15 protein-coding genes are annotated in these 17,070 nt (G+C 62.1%); 3 read left to right on the top strand and 12 right to left on the bottom strand.

Translation table 11 applies throughout. From position 1 onward, the window contains the following. The first annotated feature begins 88 nt into the window (after positions 1-88). Complete coding sequence (gene phnE / locus LFT47_RS05805; protein WP_236816120.1) at positions 89-1,612, top strand: phosphonate ABC transporter, permease protein PhnE; 1,524 nt, start codon at positions 89-91, stop codon at positions 1,610-1,612. A gap of 344 nt (positions 1,613-1,956) precedes the next feature. Here phnE and LFT47_RS05810 read toward each other — a convergent pair whose 3' ends face one another. The 6 genes from LFT47_RS05810 to LFT47_RS05835 form a co-directional block, all read right to left on the bottom strand. Further along, positions 1,957-2,658, bottom strand: a complete 702-nt coding sequence (locus LFT47_RS05810) for an ABC transporter ATP-binding protein (RefSeq protein ID WP_236816121.1) — start codon at positions 2,656-2,658, stop codon at positions 1,957-1,959. Between the two features lie 2 nt (positions 2,659-2,660). Further along, complete coding sequence (locus LFT47_RS05815) at positions 2,661-4,097, bottom strand: ABC transporter permease (RefSeq protein WP_236816122.1); 1,437 nt, start codon at positions 4,095-4,097, stop codon at positions 2,661-2,663. Between the two features lie 199 nt (positions 4,098-4,296). Beyond that, on the bottom strand, positions 4,297-5,397 hold the full coding sequence (locus tag LFT47_RS05820) for a substrate-binding domain-containing protein (protein WP_234751227.1): 1,101 nt from the start codon (positions 5,395-5,397) through the stop codon (positions 4,297-4,299). A gap of 51 nt (positions 5,398-5,448) precedes the next feature. Beyond that, the gene (mmsB, locus tag LFT47_RS05825; RefSeq protein ID WP_236816123.1) at positions 5,449-6,717 is read right to left on the bottom strand and encodes a multiple monosaccharide ABC transporter permease; all 1,269 of its coding nucleotides are present in this window, start codon (positions 6,715-6,717) and stop codon (positions 5,449-5,451) included. 44 nt (positions 6,718-6,761) lie between these two features. After that, positions 6,762-8,318 carry a multiple monosaccharide ABC transporter ATP-binding protein gene (gene mmsA, locus LFT47_RS05830; RefSeq protein ID WP_236816124.1) on the bottom strand — a complete coding sequence of 519 codons (1,557 nt, stop codon included), beginning with the start codon at positions 8,316-8,318 and terminating at the stop codon, positions 6,762-6,764. 138 nt (positions 8,319-8,456) lie between these two features. Further along, a complete protein-coding gene (locus LFT47_RS05835) occupies positions 8,457-9,647 on the bottom strand; it encodes an ROK family transcriptional regulator (RefSeq protein ID WP_236816125.1) in 1,191 nt (396 codons plus the stop codon). 240 nt (positions 9,648-9,887) lie between these two features. Between LFT47_RS05835 and LFT47_RS05840 the strand changes: the two genes are divergently transcribed. Next, the gene (locus LFT47_RS05840; protein ID WP_442863436.1) at positions 9,888-10,697 is read left to right on the top strand and encodes a carbon-nitrogen hydrolase family protein; all 810 of its coding nucleotides are present in this window, start codon (positions 9,888-9,890) and stop codon (positions 10,695-10,697) included. Positions 10,698-11,052: 355 nt separating this feature from the next. Beyond that, positions 11,053-11,199, top strand: coding sequence for a hypothetical protein (locus LFT47_RS05845; protein WP_236816128.1), 147 nt, complete (start codon positions 11,053-11,055; stop codon positions 11,197-11,199). 62 nt (positions 11,200-11,261) lie between these two features. Here the strand turns inward: LFT47_RS05845 and LFT47_RS05850 are convergent, their stop codons facing one another. The 6 genes from LFT47_RS05850 to alr all read right to left on the bottom strand — a co-directional run bounded on the left by LFT47_RS05850 (position 11,262) and on the right by alr (position 17,059). Then, on the bottom strand, positions 11,262-11,579 hold the full coding sequence (locus tag LFT47_RS05850) for a hypothetical protein (RefSeq protein ID WP_236816130.1): 318 nt from the start codon (positions 11,577-11,579) through the stop codon (positions 11,262-11,264). After that, entirely contained in the window at positions 11,563-12,990 is a 1,428-nt protein-coding gene (locus LFT47_RS05855) for a hypothetical protein (RefSeq protein WP_236816135.1), read from the bottom strand. Before LFT47_RS05855 ends, LFT47_RS05850 begins: the two co-directional genes overlap by 17 nt. Then, entirely contained in the window at positions 12,991-13,707 is a 717-nt protein-coding gene (locus LFT47_RS05860) for an ATP-binding cassette domain-containing protein (protein WP_236816136.1), read from the bottom strand. Positions 13,708-13,779: 72 nt separating this feature from the next. Next, positions 13,780-14,019, bottom strand: a complete 240-nt coding sequence (locus LFT47_RS05865; RefSeq protein ID WP_236816137.1) for a hypothetical protein — start codon at positions 14,017-14,019, stop codon at positions 13,780-13,782. A 222-nt stretch (positions 14,020-14,241) separates the two neighbouring features. Further along, the gene (locus LFT47_RS05870) at positions 14,242-15,849 is read right to left on the bottom strand and encodes a PucR family transcriptional regulator (RefSeq protein ID WP_236816138.1); all 1,608 of its coding nucleotides are present in this window, start codon (positions 15,847-15,849) and stop codon (positions 14,242-14,244) included. Continuing rightward, positions 15,839-17,059, bottom strand: a complete 1,221-nt coding sequence (alr, locus tag LFT47_RS05875; RefSeq protein ID WP_236816139.1) for an alanine racemase — start codon at positions 17,057-17,059, stop codon at positions 15,839-15,841. The genes LFT47_RS05870 and alr overlap by 11 nt, the downstream gene beginning before the upstream one ends. Positions 17,060-17,070: the final 11 nt, after the last annotated feature.

A 17,070-nucleotide genomic window follows, 5' to 3' on the forward strand; every position in this document is an offset into this window, starting at 1 on the left:
CCAGGGTCCGGCGTCGCCGAGTCCCGCTCCTAGCCGGAATACGCGGACGCGCCGCCACTGGTCCCCCCGCTACTGGACCCGTCTCTCCATGACGGTCATCCTCGCTGCCCTCGTGCTTGCCGCGTTGGGTTCGTTCCAGCTCCTCGACTTCAGCGGTACGCGCCTTTCACGGACGATCCCCGCCGCGGAACGATTCTTCGCCCGGATGGTCCCGCTGGACTTCTCAAGGCCAGAAGAACTCGTGTGGTTGACCGTCCTGACCCTGTCAATCGTCATTTGCGGCACGCTACTCTCAGCCGTGCTTTCTGTGCCAGTCGCTTACTGGGCCGCACGCAACACCAGCCCACACCCCGCCTTTCGCTGGCTGGGCCGCAGCATCACAGTGCTCGCGCGTGCCTTCCCCGAGCTCATCCTCATCATCATCCTGGCCACGATGTTTAGCCTTGGCTCGCTCCCCGGCATCCTTGCACTCGGCCTGCACTCCGTCGGAATGGTCGGTAAGCTCTTCGCCGATGCGATCGAACAGATCGATGAAGGCCCTCGCTTGGCCATTCGGGCCGCCGGTGGAACGAAGGCCCAGGAATTCGTCTCAGGCGTCCTGCCCCAGGTTGCACCCTCGTGGGTCGCAACCGTGCTGCACCGCCAGGACATTAACCTGCGCGCTTCTGCAATCCTCGGCTATGTGGGCATGCCCGGCCTTGGCTATGAACTCTCCGCGAGTATCCAGCGCCTGTACTACCAGCGGGCCATGGCCGTCGCGCTCATCATTTTCCTGCTGTGTGTCGCAATGGAGGTCCTTTCTTCGACCATCCGCCGGATGGTCCTGCGCGGCGGAGCGACACGCGAACAACGGCGGTGGACCGGCCCCGCGCTCGGCTGGACAGTCGCCGCGGTGATTTGCGCCGCCGTCGTCGTCGCGGCTCCCATATGGAGCGACTTCCTCACGGTCTGGACGGTGCTTCCACAGCGCCTCGCGTCCTTCTTCCCACTCTCGATAGGCGAATACACGTGGCCGCAGATTCTTGAGATGCTCGGGCAGACCCTTGCGATCGCGTTTGCCGGAACCTTCATCGGCGTCTTTCTGTCCGTCCTGATCGGGTCCTACGCGGCGCACAATGTGGCCCCGGGGGAGGGGATCCGGCGCGGGGCCAGGCTCGTGCTGCTCGTGGTCCGCGGCATCCCGGAACTCATCCTGGCGATTGTGCTGATCCTTGTTACCGGTCTCGGCGGGGCTGCTGCGGCGCTTGCCCTGGGCATCGGCACAGTGGGCCTGCTCGGCAAGCTCCTGGCGGACTCGATCGAAGAAGTCGACCCCGGGCCCGAGCGCGCGCTGCGCGCCGCGGGTGCCTCCCGGCCGCAGACCTATGCGTCGGCGACGTTCCCACAAGCCGCGCCAGCATTTGCAGGCCACATCTTCTATGCCTTGGACGGGAACATCCGCGCAGCCACGGTGCTGGCCGTAGTCGGAGCGGGCGGCCTGGGCCAAGTGATGTTCGAAGCCGCGCAGCTCAGTCGCTACAACGTGGTCTTCACCATGGCCCTCCTTGTGATCGCCATGGTGCTGCTTGTCGAGGCCCTCGCGATGTGGATCCGCAAAGCCCTGGCCGAATAGTCCCCACGCCCTCCCGAAGGATGCCGCGTAGAGCGCGGAATCCCTCGGGGCCCTCGGGCGTGTGGGCCCACCCACGCCCTCCCGAAGGATGCCGCGTAGAGCGCGGAATCCCTCGGGGCCCTCGGGCGTGTGGGCCCACCCACGCCCTCCCAAAGGATGCCGCGTAGAGCGCGGAATCCCTCGGGGCCCTCGGGCGCGTGGGCCCACCCACGCCCTCCCAAAGGATGCCGCGTAGAGCGCGGAATCCCTCGGGGCCCTCGGGCGCGTGGGCCCACCCACGCAAGCCGGACAAAGGGCTAGGAACCATACGATTCCTAGCCCTTCCGTCAAATTGAGAAACGTGGTCAGGTCCCGGCAGCTACCCGCGGACGCGCCGTTTCCTCGCTCAGTTTGCCCTGCTGCAACCTGAAGCGCCGCTCGGTCTTCTGAGCCAGGCTGCGGTCGTGCGTCACCACCAGAATGGTGGTGTTGTGGTCCCGGCTCAAGGAGCTGAGCAGCTCGATGATGTGTTCACCGGTCTGCTCGTCCAGGTTGCCGGTGGGCTCGTCGGCCAGGATGAGCTTGGGCTCATTGGCCAGCGCCCGGGCAATGGCAACCCGCTGTTGCTCGCCGCCCGAGAGCTTGTTGATGCGACGGGTCTGTTTCTCCGGATCCAGCTGCACCTGTTCGAGGAGGGACCTGGCCCGCTCCAAGCGGGCAGCCTTCCGCATTCCGGCGAATTCCATGGGGAGCATCACGTTGTCCACCGCCGACAGGTTGGGGATGAGGTTGAACTGCTGGAACACGAAGCCGATGTCCCGGCGCCGGTATTCGGTGAGTTTGCCCGCTGGAAGGCCGGCCAGGCTGACCCCATCCACTACGACGTCCCCGCTGGTGGGCTTGTCCAGGGCGCCGAGCAGGGAGAGCAAGGTGCTCTTTCCGCTGCCGCTCTTCCCCACGATCGAGGCGAGGGTGCCTTTTTCGAGCTCGAAGCTCACGCCGTTGACGGGCTTGATGGTGCGGTCGCCGGACTTGAATTGGCGGACAAGGTCTTTGACTTCAATCATGGCTATTCTCCTCGGAGGACTTCGATGGGGCGGATGCGGGCTGTGAGCAGCGCTGGTACCAGGGCGCCCACGACGGCGACGCCGAAGACCGCGGCAACGCCGGCGGCAATGACGCCGGGGGAGGCGCTCGCCGTGACCGAGGTGAGCAGTTGGGAGGCTCCGCCGAACGGGTTTCCACCAGGTCCGCCGAAACCTCCGCCACCGGGGCCGCGCTGGCTCGTGGCCGCCGTCGAGCTGTTGGAACTGATCAGTGCCGACGCGATACCGCCGCTGGCGAAGGAGGCAATGGCAGCCCCAACGACGCTGCCGAGCGCCACGAGGACGAGGGCTTCGAGCACGAACTGCAAGCCGATGGTCCGGTTGCGGGCGCCGATGGCCTTCAGGACTCCGATCTCACGGCGGCGCTCGCGGACCAGCATGACCATGATGAGCAGAATGATCAGGCCGGCGGTCCCAAGGGCTGCGATGAAGGCCACGAGTGAGATGTTCTTGACGCTGTCCAGGGAACTGACGGCGGTTTCGAGGTTCCGCTGGCCCTGTGTCACGTCGGCCTTGCCCGAGCCCAGGGCAGTCTGCAATGCCGTTTTGGCGGCATCCACGTTCGCCATGCTGTTGACCGTCACCACCATGCTGGAGAGCTCGCCCGGTGTTGCTGCGAGTGCCTGGGCCTCGGCGAGTGTCGTGTAAACGGCGTTGTTGCCGAAAGTAGTGCCGGCGTCGAAGATGCCCGCCACCGTGAAGGTCTTGTCGGCGATGGTGAACGTTGAGCCGGCCTTGAGATTGTTCTTTGTCGCGAGCGTGGTTCCGACGAGGGCCTTGGTGCTGGCCACGGTGTAGTCGCCCAGGCCCGTACCGCTGGTGATGTTCAAAGCCTTGCCGGCGGTGTCCACCTCGGCGCCGATACCGGTAGCCGTGATGGGCAGGGAAAACGCCGGCGCGGTTCCGCTGCTGCCCGTGCCGGTGCTGCCGCCAGTGCTGCCGCTAGTGCTGCCGCTAGTGTTGTTGCGGTTGCCGAGCGTGCCGGCGTCGATTGCTGCCTGAAGGTTCGTGGTGACGCTCGTGCCGCCGCCGGGACCGCCACCCGGTCCGGCTTGTTGCGTCGCGGTCCCGGTGGTTGAGGTGGAGGCCGCCGTTGCGGTTTCCAGGCGCAGCGCCTTGGTGCCCACTACGGACACAACGTTCGGTACGGCTGCCGCCGTCGCGGTCTGGGCGGTAGTGAGCGGCTCGCCGCCGCCGTCGAAACCCTGTGCCCCGGCGGGGTTCACGGTCAGGACGGTGCCCACGGAGGCATTGAGCTCCTGGACTTTGCCGCCAACGGCTTGGTTGGCCACGAGCATGGCCAGCGCCAGCCCGATCGCGACGGCCAGCACTGCCACTACAGCCGCGGTTCTTATCTTGTTGCGGAAGGCATTGCCTACACTCCGGGCGAGGACGCTCACGATTCTCCTTCGGGACCTGGCCCGCCCCAGCGGCGCGCCTGCTCACCTAACAGTGCTCACCGCGGCTGTGCGACTGTGCTGCTGAAGCTATGCGGGGCCTGTGAAGAGTTGCGCGACGGCGGATGGAGCCGGACACAGCGACGGCGGCCACCCCCTCGAGTGGGGATGGCCGCCGTCGTTGGTGCCTAGATGAGAACTGCTACTTGGTGATCGGTCCGAGGATCGGATCGTCCACGTAGGCCGTCTTCACGTTGGCGAGGGTCACGATGACCGGAGGCAGCAGGTATGCCGGCACGGTCTTGACGCCGTTGTTGTAGGACTTGGTGTCGTTGATTTCCGGGGTCTTGCCGGACTGGACGTCCTGGACCATGGTGATGGCGTGCTCAACGAGCTTGCGGGTGTCCTTGTTGATGGTGGAGTACTGCTCACCGGCAAGGATGGACTTGACCGACTCAACTTCGGAGTCCTGGCCGGTCACGACCGGAAGCGGCTTGCCGGCCGCCTTGACCGAGGTCAGGATGGCGCGGGCCAGGGTGTCGTTCGGGGACAGCACGCCGTCCAGCGAAGCGCTGGTGTAGGTACCTGCGAGCAGGGTATCCATGCGCTTCTGGGCGTTCTCTGCCTTCCAGCCCTGGGTGACGGCCTGCTCGAAGGACTTCTGGCCGGAAACCACCTTAAGGGTTCCGTCATCGATCTTCGGCTGCAGGATGCTCATGGCGCCGTCGAAGAAGACCTTCGCGTTGGCGTCATCGGGCGAACCGGCAAACAGCTCAATGTTATACGGGCCGCTCGGCTTCTTGGCCTTGAGTCCGTCCAGCAGGGCCTGGCCCTGCAGCACGCCGACCTTGAAGTTGTCGTAGGCCACGTAGTAGTCGACGTTGGAGGTGTTCAGGAGCAGGCGGTCGTATGCAATGACCGTAGCGCCGGCGTCCTTGGCCTGCTTGAGCTGCGTGCCCAGCTGCGCGCCGTCAATGGCACCCACGATGATGAGTTTGTCGCCCTTGGTGATCATCGCGCTGATCTGGTTCTGCTGCTCCGAAACGCCACCGTTGGCGAACTGCACATCCGGCTTGAAACCTGCGCTCGTGAGCCCGTCGTTGAAGAGCTTCTCCGCCAGGACCCAGTTCTCACTGGTCTTCTGGGGGAGCGCGACGCCGATCGAGGAACCCTTGGGGAATGCCTCGCTGCCGCTGGATGAACCACCGGTGCTGCCGCTGTCCGTACGGCCGCAGGCCGTCAGCGCCAGAGCCGCGATCGCAGCTACTGCTGCTGCCTTTCCTGCTTTACCAAACATTCGCATATCTTGGTTCGCTTTCTTTGTTGTGGATGGAACAAGTTGTCTTGAAGCCGGTCAGGCTTCCTTGGAGATGACTTCCTTGGTTGTGGTTGTCTCGTCCGGGGCGTTTTCGCTGCTCCGGCCGAAATTCTTCATCATCATTCCGATGATCGATTTCTTGCCCTGCGTCTTGTTGTAGACGTCGAAGGCAACAGCTGCCAGCAGCACGAGGCCCTTGATGATCTGGGTGAGGTCCGCGCCAACGCCGAGCAGTTGGAGGCCGTTGTTGAGGACAGCCATGACGAGGCCACCAACGATCGAGCCGATCACGGTGCCCACGCCGCCGGTGACCGCTGCGCCACCGATGAATACTGCAGCGATCGCATCCAGTTCCCAGCCGACGCCGTCGAACGGACCCGATGCGGTGGAGCGGCCCACGAAGATCATGCCGGCGAGACCGGCAAGGATGGACATGTTCATCATGACCATGAAATTGACCTTCTTGGACTGAACTCCGGAGAGCTCAGCCGCGTGGCGGTTGCCGCCGACTGCGTAGATGTGGCGGCCGATGACCGTCTTAGCGGAAATGAACCCGTAGATCAGGACCAGTACGGCCAGGATCAGGCCCGGGATGGGGAACGAGGTGCCGGGGCGGCCAGTCGCGAACAGGTAGGTGGCGTAGAGGATGGCTGCATTGATAAGCACAAGCTTGGTGACCAACACCCAGCCTTCTTGTACTTCGGCGCCCAACGCCTGGGCGGTGCGGCGGGAACGAATCGCACTGAAAATCACGAACGCGACGGCGATAAGGCCCAGCAGGATTGTCAGGTTGTTATACCCGGTTTTCGGCCCTATCTCGGGCAGGTACCCGGAGCCCAGGTACTGGAAGTCTTCCGGGACCGGAACGGTGTTGGACTTGCCGACGAACTGGTTGAAACCGCGGAACAGCAGCATGCCCGCAAGGGTCACGATGAAGGCCGGAATACCGACGTATGCCGTCCAGAATCCTTGCCAGGCTCCGATCAGGGCGCCGAGCAGGAGCCCGAATAGGACTGCTACGTACCAGGGCAAGTGCCAGTCCCTGATGGCCAAGGCCACCGAGATACCGACGAAGGCCGCTACCGAACCTACCGAAAGGTCGATGTGGCCGGCGATGATGACCAGGACCATGCCAATGGCCAGGATCAGGATGTACGAGTTGCCGTTGAAGAGGTTGATGACGTTGCCCGGGGTGAGGGTGCGGCCCGAGGTGAAGATCTGGAAGAAGATGACGAGTGCAACCAGGGCGAAGATCATGCCGAATTGGCGGGTGTTGCCACCGAATAGCTTCTTGAGCGCGTTCATTGTTTTGGGTCCTTGTGTCCGTGTGGTTCTGGAGATGACCGGGGTCAGGCAGCTTTGCGGCTGGATGTCATGAGCTTCATGAGGCTTTCCTGGCTGGCTTCGTCCTTATTGAGTACGCCAGTGATGGAACCCTCGAAGATGGTGTAGATACGGTCGGAAAGGCCCAGCAGCTCGGGAAGCTCGGAGGAAATCACAATCACGCCTTTCCCTTGGTTGGCGAGCTCCTGGATGATTCCGTAGATCTCGTACTTGGCACCGACGTCGATTCCGCGGGTGGGTTCATCCAGGATGAGAAGGTCCGGATCGGTGAACATCCATTTGGCGAGAACCACCTTCTGCTGGTTTCCGCCGGAGAGCTTCGATACGCCTTCCTCGACCGACGGCGTCTTGGTGCGCAGCGACTTCCGGTATTGCTCGGCCACCATGAACTCCTTGTTGGTGTCCACAACGATTCCCCGGCTGACCTTCTTCAAGTTGGCAGACACCGTGGTTGTCTTGATGTCATCCAGGAGATTCAGGCCCAGGCTCTTGCGGTCCTCGGTGACGTAGCCGAGACCGGCGTCGATCGCCTGGCGGACGCTGCGCATGGTGATCGGCTTTCCGTCCTTGTACACCTGCCCCGAGATGAACCGGCCGTAGGAGTGGCCGAAGACGGAGCGGGCAAGCTCGGTGCGGCCGGCGCCCATGAGGCCCGCAAATCCGACGATTTCACCGCGGCGTACATGGAAGCTGGAGTTCTTGCAGACCAGGCGGTCCTGGATCTGGGGATGCCCGACGTTCCAGTCCTTGACCTCGAAGAACACCTCGCCGATCTTCGGTGTGTGGTCGGGGAAACGGGACTCGAGCGTCCGCCCGACCATTCCCTTGATGATTCGGTCCTCGTCGACGCCGTCTTCCACGACGTTGAGCGTCTCGATGGACTTGCCATCCCGGATGATGGTGATCTCGTCAGCGATCTGCTCGATCTCATTGAGCTTGTGCGAAATGATGATGGACGTGATACCCCGGCCCTTGAGGCCAAGGATCAGGTCCAGCAAGTGCTGGGAGTCCGATTCGTTGAGGGCCGCTGTGGGCTCGTCGAGGATGAGCAGCTTGACGGACTTGTTCAGGGCCTTGGCGATTTCCACCAATTGCTGCTTGCCGACGCCGATTTCCTTGATAGGGGTATCCGGGTCCTCGCGCAAACCGACCCGTGCGAGCAGTTCGATTGACCGCTTGCGTGCCTCGGCCCAGTCGATGATGCCACGACGGACGGGTTCGTTGCCGAGGAAGATGTTTTCCATGATGGACAGCTCGGGGATCAGTGCCAGTTCCTGGTGGATGATCACGATTCCCGCATGTTCGCTGGCCCGGATGTCCTTGAACTGCTGGACTTCCGCCTGGTACACGATGTCCCCGTCGTAGCTGCCGTAGGGGTAAACCCCGGAGAGCACCTTCATCAACGTGGATTTTCCTGCACCGTTTTCGCCGCAGATCGCGTGGATTTCGCCCACCTTGACCCGCAGGCTAACGTCCGAGAGCGCCTTCACGCCGGGGAATTCCTTGGTGATGGACCGCATCTCGAGGAGAACCGGATCCTGGTGCGTAATGGGGGTCGACATACCCTTGCGCCTCCAATGTTTGACGTCGTTGTCGGCTCGGGGATGGCGAGCCTATCTGATGAGAAAGTAAACTGGATCACACCGCTTGTCGTCAAGACTTTAACGCAAGACGGCGATAACAGCGTGGTAACGAAATGTTTAGCCCTGCTTGATTCCGGCGTGCTGGAACACCAAAGCGGCCGCTCCGAGGGCCTCCGCCCGGGCGCCGAGCGAAGACATCGCCAAGTGCGTTGTCTCGCCGATTACGGGCACTGCGTGGCGGACTAGACCGCGCCTGATCGGGTCCAGGAGGATGTCGCCGAGGCCGGCCAGGGGGCCGCCCACCACGATGACTTCCGGGTTTATGAGATTCGCCACATTGCCCAACGCCCGCCCCACCGCGAGCCCCGCGTCGTCCACCACGCGAAGAGTCGCCGGATCCCTCGCCAGGGCGTTGCGGACAATGTCCTCGGGCTCGAGGTGCAGCCCCGAGCCCTTCCCGAGCAGCTCGATCATGGTGGTGGTGGAAGCCATCGTTTCCAGGCAGCCCCGGTTGCCGCAGCGGCAGATGGCGCCGTATTCGTGGATCGTTGCATGGCCGATTTCTCCCGTGATTCCCACCGCCCCGTAGTAGGGCGCGCCATTGATGATCAGACCCGCTCCGATGCCGGAACCGATCTTGAGGAACATGAGATTGTTGATTCCGCTGTGGGGCCCCCAGGTGACCTCGGAGAGGGCGCCCAGATTGGCGTCGTTGTCAACGTATACGGGAAGATCGAGGGCTTCCTCCAGTCGTTCGAGAATCTGGATCCCCACCCATTCGGGCAGGATGGCACCCTGCGCGACGGTGCCGGAACGGCGGTCGATGGGGCCGGCTATGCCAGCGCCCGCCCCAACTACCGCGCTTCGGTCGACCCCGCTTTCGAGCAGGAGTTTGTCGAGGAGCGCGACGGCGGCGCTGATGCCCTGTTCGGCGTGGTGGCCGAGGGGGAGCGTGACCGTTTCCTCGACGATGATGTGATAGCCCAGCGAGGCCAGGACCACACGCAGGTGGCGCCGGCCAAAATCGATCCCGACGGCGACGGCACCGTTGCTGTTGAGCCTGACGTTCAGTGCCCGGCGTCCGGAGCTTGTGATCGGTTCGGTGGAGACGAGCCCCGCGTCCTGCATGATCTTGACGATGTTGGAGACTGTTGCCGTGGAAAGGCCGGTCTGCCTGGCGAGTTCCGCTTGGGTGGAAGGGCCGCTCAGCAGGCATTCGATGAGCCGCTGCTGGTTCAGATGGCGCAGCGCAGATTGCGAGCCGGGGTTTTTGCGATGGCTCTTCGTCGAGCTGGATGTTGCGGGCATGACAAGAAGCGTGCCTCAAATCACAGTTGCAGTCAAGAAGTTAACGCAATGGAGCAAACTTGCATCGGCGTCATGAACTATGCGGCAGATTTGTACGATCCATCCCCGGCGGCCCGTCCGCAGGTCCATTTGTCCTGTGGGACCGGCCTGTGGCTGGCTAGGCTGGAATCACGAGTAATCCCGGGCGTGTCTCCCATGAACGCCTGACGGGGGATGCAAGGTGCTATTGAGGTGGTAATGATGCTGCTGTCCGTTCTGCAGGCCAACGCTGTTGTCCTGGACATCGACGCCAATCTAAAGACGGTCGATGCGGCGGCACAGCGCGCTGCCACGGCGGGGGCCTCCTTGTTGCTGACGCCCGAGCTCTTCCCGGTAGGCTACGCGCCGCTGAGGCTCCACGCGGAGCTGGATCCTGCAGTTCTTCCGGGCATTCGGGGCCGCCTTGCGGACATCGCCCGCGCGCGCGGAATCGGACTGGTCTACAGCCTTCCCGCACCAGCTGCCGACGGCGGCTGGCATATCTCCGCGACTCTTCTGGACGCGCACGGAACCGTGCTCCTGGACTACGACAAAGTGCACCTCTTCGGCGAGGAGGAGCGAAAGGCGTTCTCAGCCGCCCAAGCAGCTCCCGGCGTCGTGGACTTCAACGGGATCAAAACGTCGCTCCTGATTTGCTACGACGTCGAGTTTCCCGAAAGCGTCCGCGCAGCGGCCATGCGAGGCGCTGAACTTCTGCTGGTTCCCACCGCCCTGTCCGCGGGCTTCGACGCCGTGCCGCAGGTCCTGATCCGTGCCCGGGCAATGGAGAGCCAGCTCCACGTGGCCTACGCGAACCACAGCGGCCACGAGGACGGGTGTGACTTCCTTGGCGGAAGCGTGGTGGCCGGTCCGAACGGTTCGTTGCTCGCTGCCGCCGGGGATGGTGCGGCATTGCTATTCGCCGAGATCTCGACGGAAAGCGTCAAGGCCGCCCGTGAGCAGGTGCCCTACCTGCGCGAACGCCGCCCGGAGCTGTACCGCGAGTGGGAAGGCTCTGCTCCACAGGGTTGAGGATTGGTGATGCATGAGACAGAAGCGCGGCTCAATAGTTGATCCCGGGCGCTCGTAAGCCAACCGGCCGAGCCCACACACGGATTCCGAGAATGAGGCTGCGTCCGTCGCCAAAGAATGGCAGAAGGAACACTGCATGCAACAGGAACCAGTACTGCAGGAATGAGCCGGGTGCGAGCAGGGTGATCAGTGCCCCGACCAAGCAGGATGCACTCGGACCTAGTGTCGCCACGATTGCGATCTGCCACCCGTAGAGACGCCCGACGGGAATGACGGAAAAGCGAAGGACTCCGGCAGATATCACGATGTCTGAAACCCCGCGAAACAGCCTCATGCCCGCAACATGGGACCACTCATGCACCAAAAAGCCGCCCAGCAGGAAAAGTGCATGCACAAGGAGCCACAGGCCGGCCTGGAAAAGGATTGGGTCAGTCGTTACGGCGGCCAGGATGGTGCACGCAATGAAGCTGAGAACGACGGCGGCAAATGGCCATCTGCATGACCATGTGAGTTGCTTGGCTATCAGGCCTGCGGTCGCATCCGGGAGTGTTATCGTGCGAACCGTCAACCTTGGTCTGCTCGTAGGAGTCGCTTCTTGTGGAGCTTCAGTCGTTCCAGGACTGCAGCAACGGCAACATAGAAAACCAAGCATGCCGCGAAGACCAAAGCGATGGGCGCGCTGTTCGACACCCCGATTTCCAATGCGGTCGCTCCGTCGGCCTGTTCATGAGGTTCGAAGAAGAGCGCGCCGAACAGGCCAAACTTCCTGACTCCTATTTCTGACGCCGAGAACATCGTGGTGATGAAACTCGTGACAATGACGATCATGGTGACAACAAAAGAGACTGTCAGCCCTGCGATGAATCTAAGCAGCCACTTCATGGCGCGCAATCCTCTCCATTCTTCGCATACCCAGGATGCTGTAAAAGACGACAAGTAAGTTAAGGGCGGCAAAAATTGCCGAACTGATAATTGGATCAAAGTTAAAAACGTTCAAACCAAGCGTCACAATCATGACGACTATCATCGTTAGCAAGACGCCGATGATTACCGTGAATGGGTTTCCCTTCTCGGGAGGGAAAGCAATGCCAACAAGGGTTGATATGAGAATGTTGCTCAAGCAGAATCCGAGCACTGGCAGGCAGGCTTCAAACGAAACTCCCTGGCCCACGGAAATCGTGATGACTGGAATGCCCACAACCATCAGGAGCACGCCTTGCGACCCCATGAGGCGCAAGTAGTTCGCAACAGTGCGGCCCGGATAGGTGACCATGCGTCGGAGAGGTTCCGAGTTTGAAAATGCATAGACTCCCTGAAACGTTATGAGAGCGAGGGCGTAGGGTGGCAACACCAGATGCTCGAGCCAGGCGAAGACCGAATAGATGATGATAAAAGAGACAGCAACCATTGTTTCGAAACTTCGAAACAAGACCAGAACGTAAACGCCGAACTTACTCCCTGCCAAGCGTGAAGGCAGAAAGACGAAGAAACGACGCATCGGAACGTAATTCCTGGGTGCGATCGCCACTATTGCTGGAATAATTGCTGCTGATGTCGCAAGCAGCACCAAAGTGGAGAACCAGATCCCGACGTCTCCCTGCAACTTCGCGTAGAGCAGCCCCGGCGCATTGTATTCACGCCCGAATACGTAGTTTTCGGCGATTTGGCTACTCTGCTCGTTGGTTTGAGGAAAGGTCACGACAAGCCCGAGAGCCAGCACCATCGGGACTAACAGGCCGCGAAGTCGGGCAATCCTGAGAGCCTGTAGAGCACGTTCAAGGAGGTAGTAGCCGAGGCTCAGGAGCAGGTACGTTGAAATAGCGGGGAACCAGATGGACACCAGAACCTTCGGAATGTAATCAGTTCCCTCGATCAGCACGGTTGAAATGGAAAATGCACCGAAAACGAACACGGTCATCAGGAGAACGATGGACGACTCAAAGAGCGCAAATGCCATTGTCCTTTCCTTATTGGTCACCGGCAGATTAAAGGAGAGCTTCAGAAGCTCATCTGCCTTCATGAACAGCACCCGAATCAGTGTGTAGGCGATAAGTACCCAGAATCCGACCGATGCGTTGGCGACTTGAAGAACAGGCTCAAGCAGGCCGGTTCCACCGAGATACTGGCGGATGACCACGTAGCTCAGCACGTTGAAGCCGGCGAACGCGGCGACGAGCAGCATACCGGCTGAAAGCCGAGCGGCCGGGCTTGCCAACAGACCTCGCCCCAAAACGCGTCTCACGATGAAGAGCCAGAACAATCGAAACAGCAGAACTACGCTCTTGATGTGCATTTAAGATGGCTCCATTGCCTGAATGAACTCGTTGGCAAGGTCAGCTATCGTGCCGTGATCTTGGATAATTTTCCGGACCGGAGCCTGAACCACTAGGACCCCTTGGACGAGGAGTGCCAACTCGTCAGCGACGTGCTCCAACATGGTGAAGTCATGGCTGCACAGCAGAACTGAGCGGCCTTCTTTGGCAAGATTCCGGATATCGCGCTCGAAGAGGTTGATCGCATCGATGTCGACGCCATTGAGGGTCTCATCGATGACGGTAAACCTTCGCCGGAGCATGAACGCGGCGATGAGTTGCAGCTTCTTCCTCATGCCGTGTGAGTAGTCTTCGATCAAGTCGCGGTGCCTGTCGCGCATGGAGTACCTGGCGAATTGCGTCCTCAGTGCCGCGTGATCCATGGGTTCTCCATACAGCCCGTGCATGAAACGCACATATTCCTCCCCTGTAAGGAACTCAGGGAGGTAATCATTGCTCGACAAATAGATCGACGACATCTTGGCGCTGCGGCTCTGACTACTGTCAGTCCCGATGCAGACGCGGCCGCTTTGAAGTTGGAGCAGATCCAGGATGACCTTTATCAGCGTGGACTTTCCAGACCCGTTGGGACCAATGAGGCCCATGACCCGGTCCTCGGCGATCGTGAACGAGACATCGTGAAGCACTTGGGTTCTGGGGTTGTAGGCGTAGTTGACGTTGGCAACACTGAGAGTCATGAGGCTTGATTCCGATGCTCTGGTCGTGGTGGCACGTTGTCAGTGCCACCACGACGGCTGGCTTGTAACGAGCTACCTGCATTCAACGAACACAGAGACACCCCATTGGCTCCAACTCCAGTTGCCGGTGAAGCGGCCTCGGCCCTGCGTCAGGCACCAGATGGCCATCGCTGCGAGCAATGCAAAAGCAAGCACCATCAGGACGGCGAGAACGACTAGAAACCAGCCGTCGTAGCGAACAATCATTTCGTCAATCTTGGTTCGTGCAGATGCAATCGTGCTGCTTGCGTTGAATACGGTCGTAGTGAGCATTTCGTTCCTCCGCTTCGATTTGAGCTACTGGCGGATCCCGTGTAGCCGGCACCCGAATGGTAGGCCGCGAAAACCGCGTCTCAGTGGTCAAACGGCGAAATTAAGTGGTGAAACGGGGCAAAATACGTGCAAAATCGACGTTTCTCAGTGTGCCTGCGGCACCGTCTACGTGTTTTGAGCAGCACGACACGTAGACGGTGCCGCAACAGGAAGTCGCGAAGACTAGGCGTCCCCTCCGCCCACCAGACCGTCCGTGTACTGAAGCGCGATCCAAAGCTCCGCCCGCACTTGGGCCTGGTTCAGGTCAGTGTCGAGGAGTTCGGCGAGCAGTCCGATCTGGCGGCGCACGCTATTGCGGTGCAGCCCCAGCAGCTTGGCGGAGGCGTCCCAGCTGCCGTTTTCGCTGAGCCAGCCCTTGAGCACTGCCAAGAGCGGATCGCGCCGATCAGCTTCCAACGCGAGTACCGGTTCAAGGAGCCTCGCGGCCAGCATGGAGCCGGCCTCGCGTCCCAGGAGCCCGGTAACGGACCAGGTCACCTCGTCGACGCGGGCGCTCCGTCCGCTGGACTGGACCCGTGAACGGAGCGACGTCACGCGCTGGTGCGCTGCGGCGAGGCCGGTCAGTTCGGTCGGGTCTCCGATGACGAGCCTCCAACCGAGCTTTTCGACGTCGGCCAGGAGCGCGTCGTCCACTTTCAAACGAGTGATCGCGGCGAATCCGTAATCGGTGATCTCCACCAGTTTGGTGTCGAAGAGGCGCCGCCACTGCAATAGCTCGCGCACGGGGCTGTCGCCGGCCGGCCATTCAGGTGAGTCCACCTTGATGCCCTGGACCACGCGAAGGGGAGCGGATCGCGTGGAGGACAAGCTCTGGGCGAGGAGGTCCTTGAGCCCGTTGACATGCCGGGTCCCGCCGGTGGCAAGGCTCTCAGGGTGTAGCAACAACGCCGTCGCCAATTGGCTCGGCGCGAGCGAACCGCTGGTCCGTTGGCGGACGAGCAACTCCAGCAACCCCACCACTGACTGCACCACGCTGTTCTGGGCCGGAGTCAGCGCAGCGTCAGAACCCAGGATCAGGGCGCCCAGATTGGCGTCCTTGGTGCTCCGCAACGGGTGGCCGAAAACCATCGACGATCCCGGCTGATCAAAGCCGTCCACCTCAACCCGCGGTCCGCTGCCGGAAAGGAGCCGTTCCAGCATCGGCTCCAGGAGTGAATGCTCGACGCCGGTGCTGCCGCCGGCTGCGTGGGCGCGCGCACGTACCCGCCCGTCCGCTCCGACGAGGAGTGCCCACACGGGAACCTTCTGGACCAAAGCGGCGAGCAGCTCGTGTTCCGGCCGGGGGGAGAGGACTGCCCGCATGAGTTGCCTGTTGGTGTCGGCGAGTTGGCGGAAGACTTTCGCGTTGTCCGATTCCAGGAGTTGGGAGAACTCAAGGCCGATTGCTGCGAACGGGATGGATTCCGGGATCTCAATCAAGGTGAGCCGGTGCCGGCGGCACGCCTTGAGCAGCTCGGCCGGGACGGCGTCGAAATAAGGCCTGATCCCGAACCCCAGCGCCGCCACCTTGGCCCCCACCAGCCGTTTCACATAAGCGTCGACGTTCTCTTGCGAGCCGCCGTCGCCAAGGAAAGGGAGCCCCGCGGTCAGCAGGAACTCCCCGTCCGGCAGGTAGGGGGTGGGATCGTCCAGTTCGCTGGGTTCGACCCAGCGCAGCAGCTCCCCGCCGCTGCCGCCGTCGTGGAGTATTTCCAACTCGGGCGGCAGCTGCTTCAGGAACTGCTCAAGCGTGACGAAACTCAGGCGGCTGGGGCTGGGCTCAGGAGACATCGCTCGCCGCCTCCTGGTAATCGGGGCACTCGTAGGCACTGGACTCATACACACGCGGGAGTCGTGGTGCGATCCGGTTGATGATCTCGTCACCATGGCTTCCGATGGCGGCGCCCCAATCGTCTGCGCTCGCTGCCCCTCCGGCAGGATCGCCGAACAGGACTGCCGTGTCGCCGACCCCGATCCCGGACGCGTCCGGACCGAGGTCCACCATGAACTGGTCCATGCACACCTTGCCGATCACGGGGACTTTCCGCCCGGCGATCTGGACCAGGCTCCGGCCGCTGATGCCCTTGGGGATCCCGTCGGCGTAACCCAGCGGAATGAGTCCGAGATAGCGCGGCTCGTGCGTGATGGCCTGGTGTTCGTAGCTGACGCCAGTCCCTGCCGGAACCTTCTTGACCATGACGAGCGGTGCGGTGACGCTCAAGGCCGGGCGCAGTCCGAAGTCGGCAGGATCCAGATGGTCCGCCGGGGCCAATCCGTAGATCGCCAGTCCGGCGCGGACCATGTCGAAGTGGAATTCGGGCCGGTCCAGGATGTTTGCAGAGCTCGACACGTGCCGCAGCTGCGGGTCCAGGCCGGCAGCGCGCGCTTCGCGAACCGCGTCTTCGAACTCCGCCACGGCTGCCGCGTTTCCGGGGTGGGCGGGAACATCGGCCCAGGCCAAGTGGGTCCAGATGCCGCGGACCAAGACCGTGCCGTCCTGCTCGGCATCGCGAGCCTGGGCTACGAGTTCGGGCCAGTCTTCCTTGCGCGCACCGCCGCGGCTGAGGCCGCTGTCCAGCTCCAGGTGCACGACGGCGGGGCGGCCCAATTGCCTGGCGATCCCGGCCAGGACCTCAAGTTGACCGACGCTCCCAAGCGAAACGTCGACGTCGTACTCGAGTGCCTCGCGGATGGTCGCGCTGGTCTGGGATGCCAGATACAGCCACGAAAGGACCGGCACATTGATGCCCGCCTGGCGCAAGGCGATGGCTTCGCTCAACTGGGCGGTTCCCAGCCAATCGGCTCCTGCCGCCACCGCGGTGCGGGCAACATCCACGAGGCCGTGACCGTAGCCGTTCCCCTTGACGACGGCCATGAAATGCGGCGCGGCGGTGCGCTTTTTGAGTGCCTTGATGTTGTCTGAAATCGCAGACAGATCTACGCTGACCTGCCCGGAAAGCGCCGCTTCCGGCGTCGTTTCTGATTGTGCAATACGTCTCATGGTTGATCACT

The organism is Arthrobacter sp. FW306-2-2C-D06B (genome assembly GCF_021789175.1).
Classification (GTDB): Bacteria; Actinomycetota; Actinomycetes; order Actinomycetales; family Micrococcaceae; genus Arthrobacter.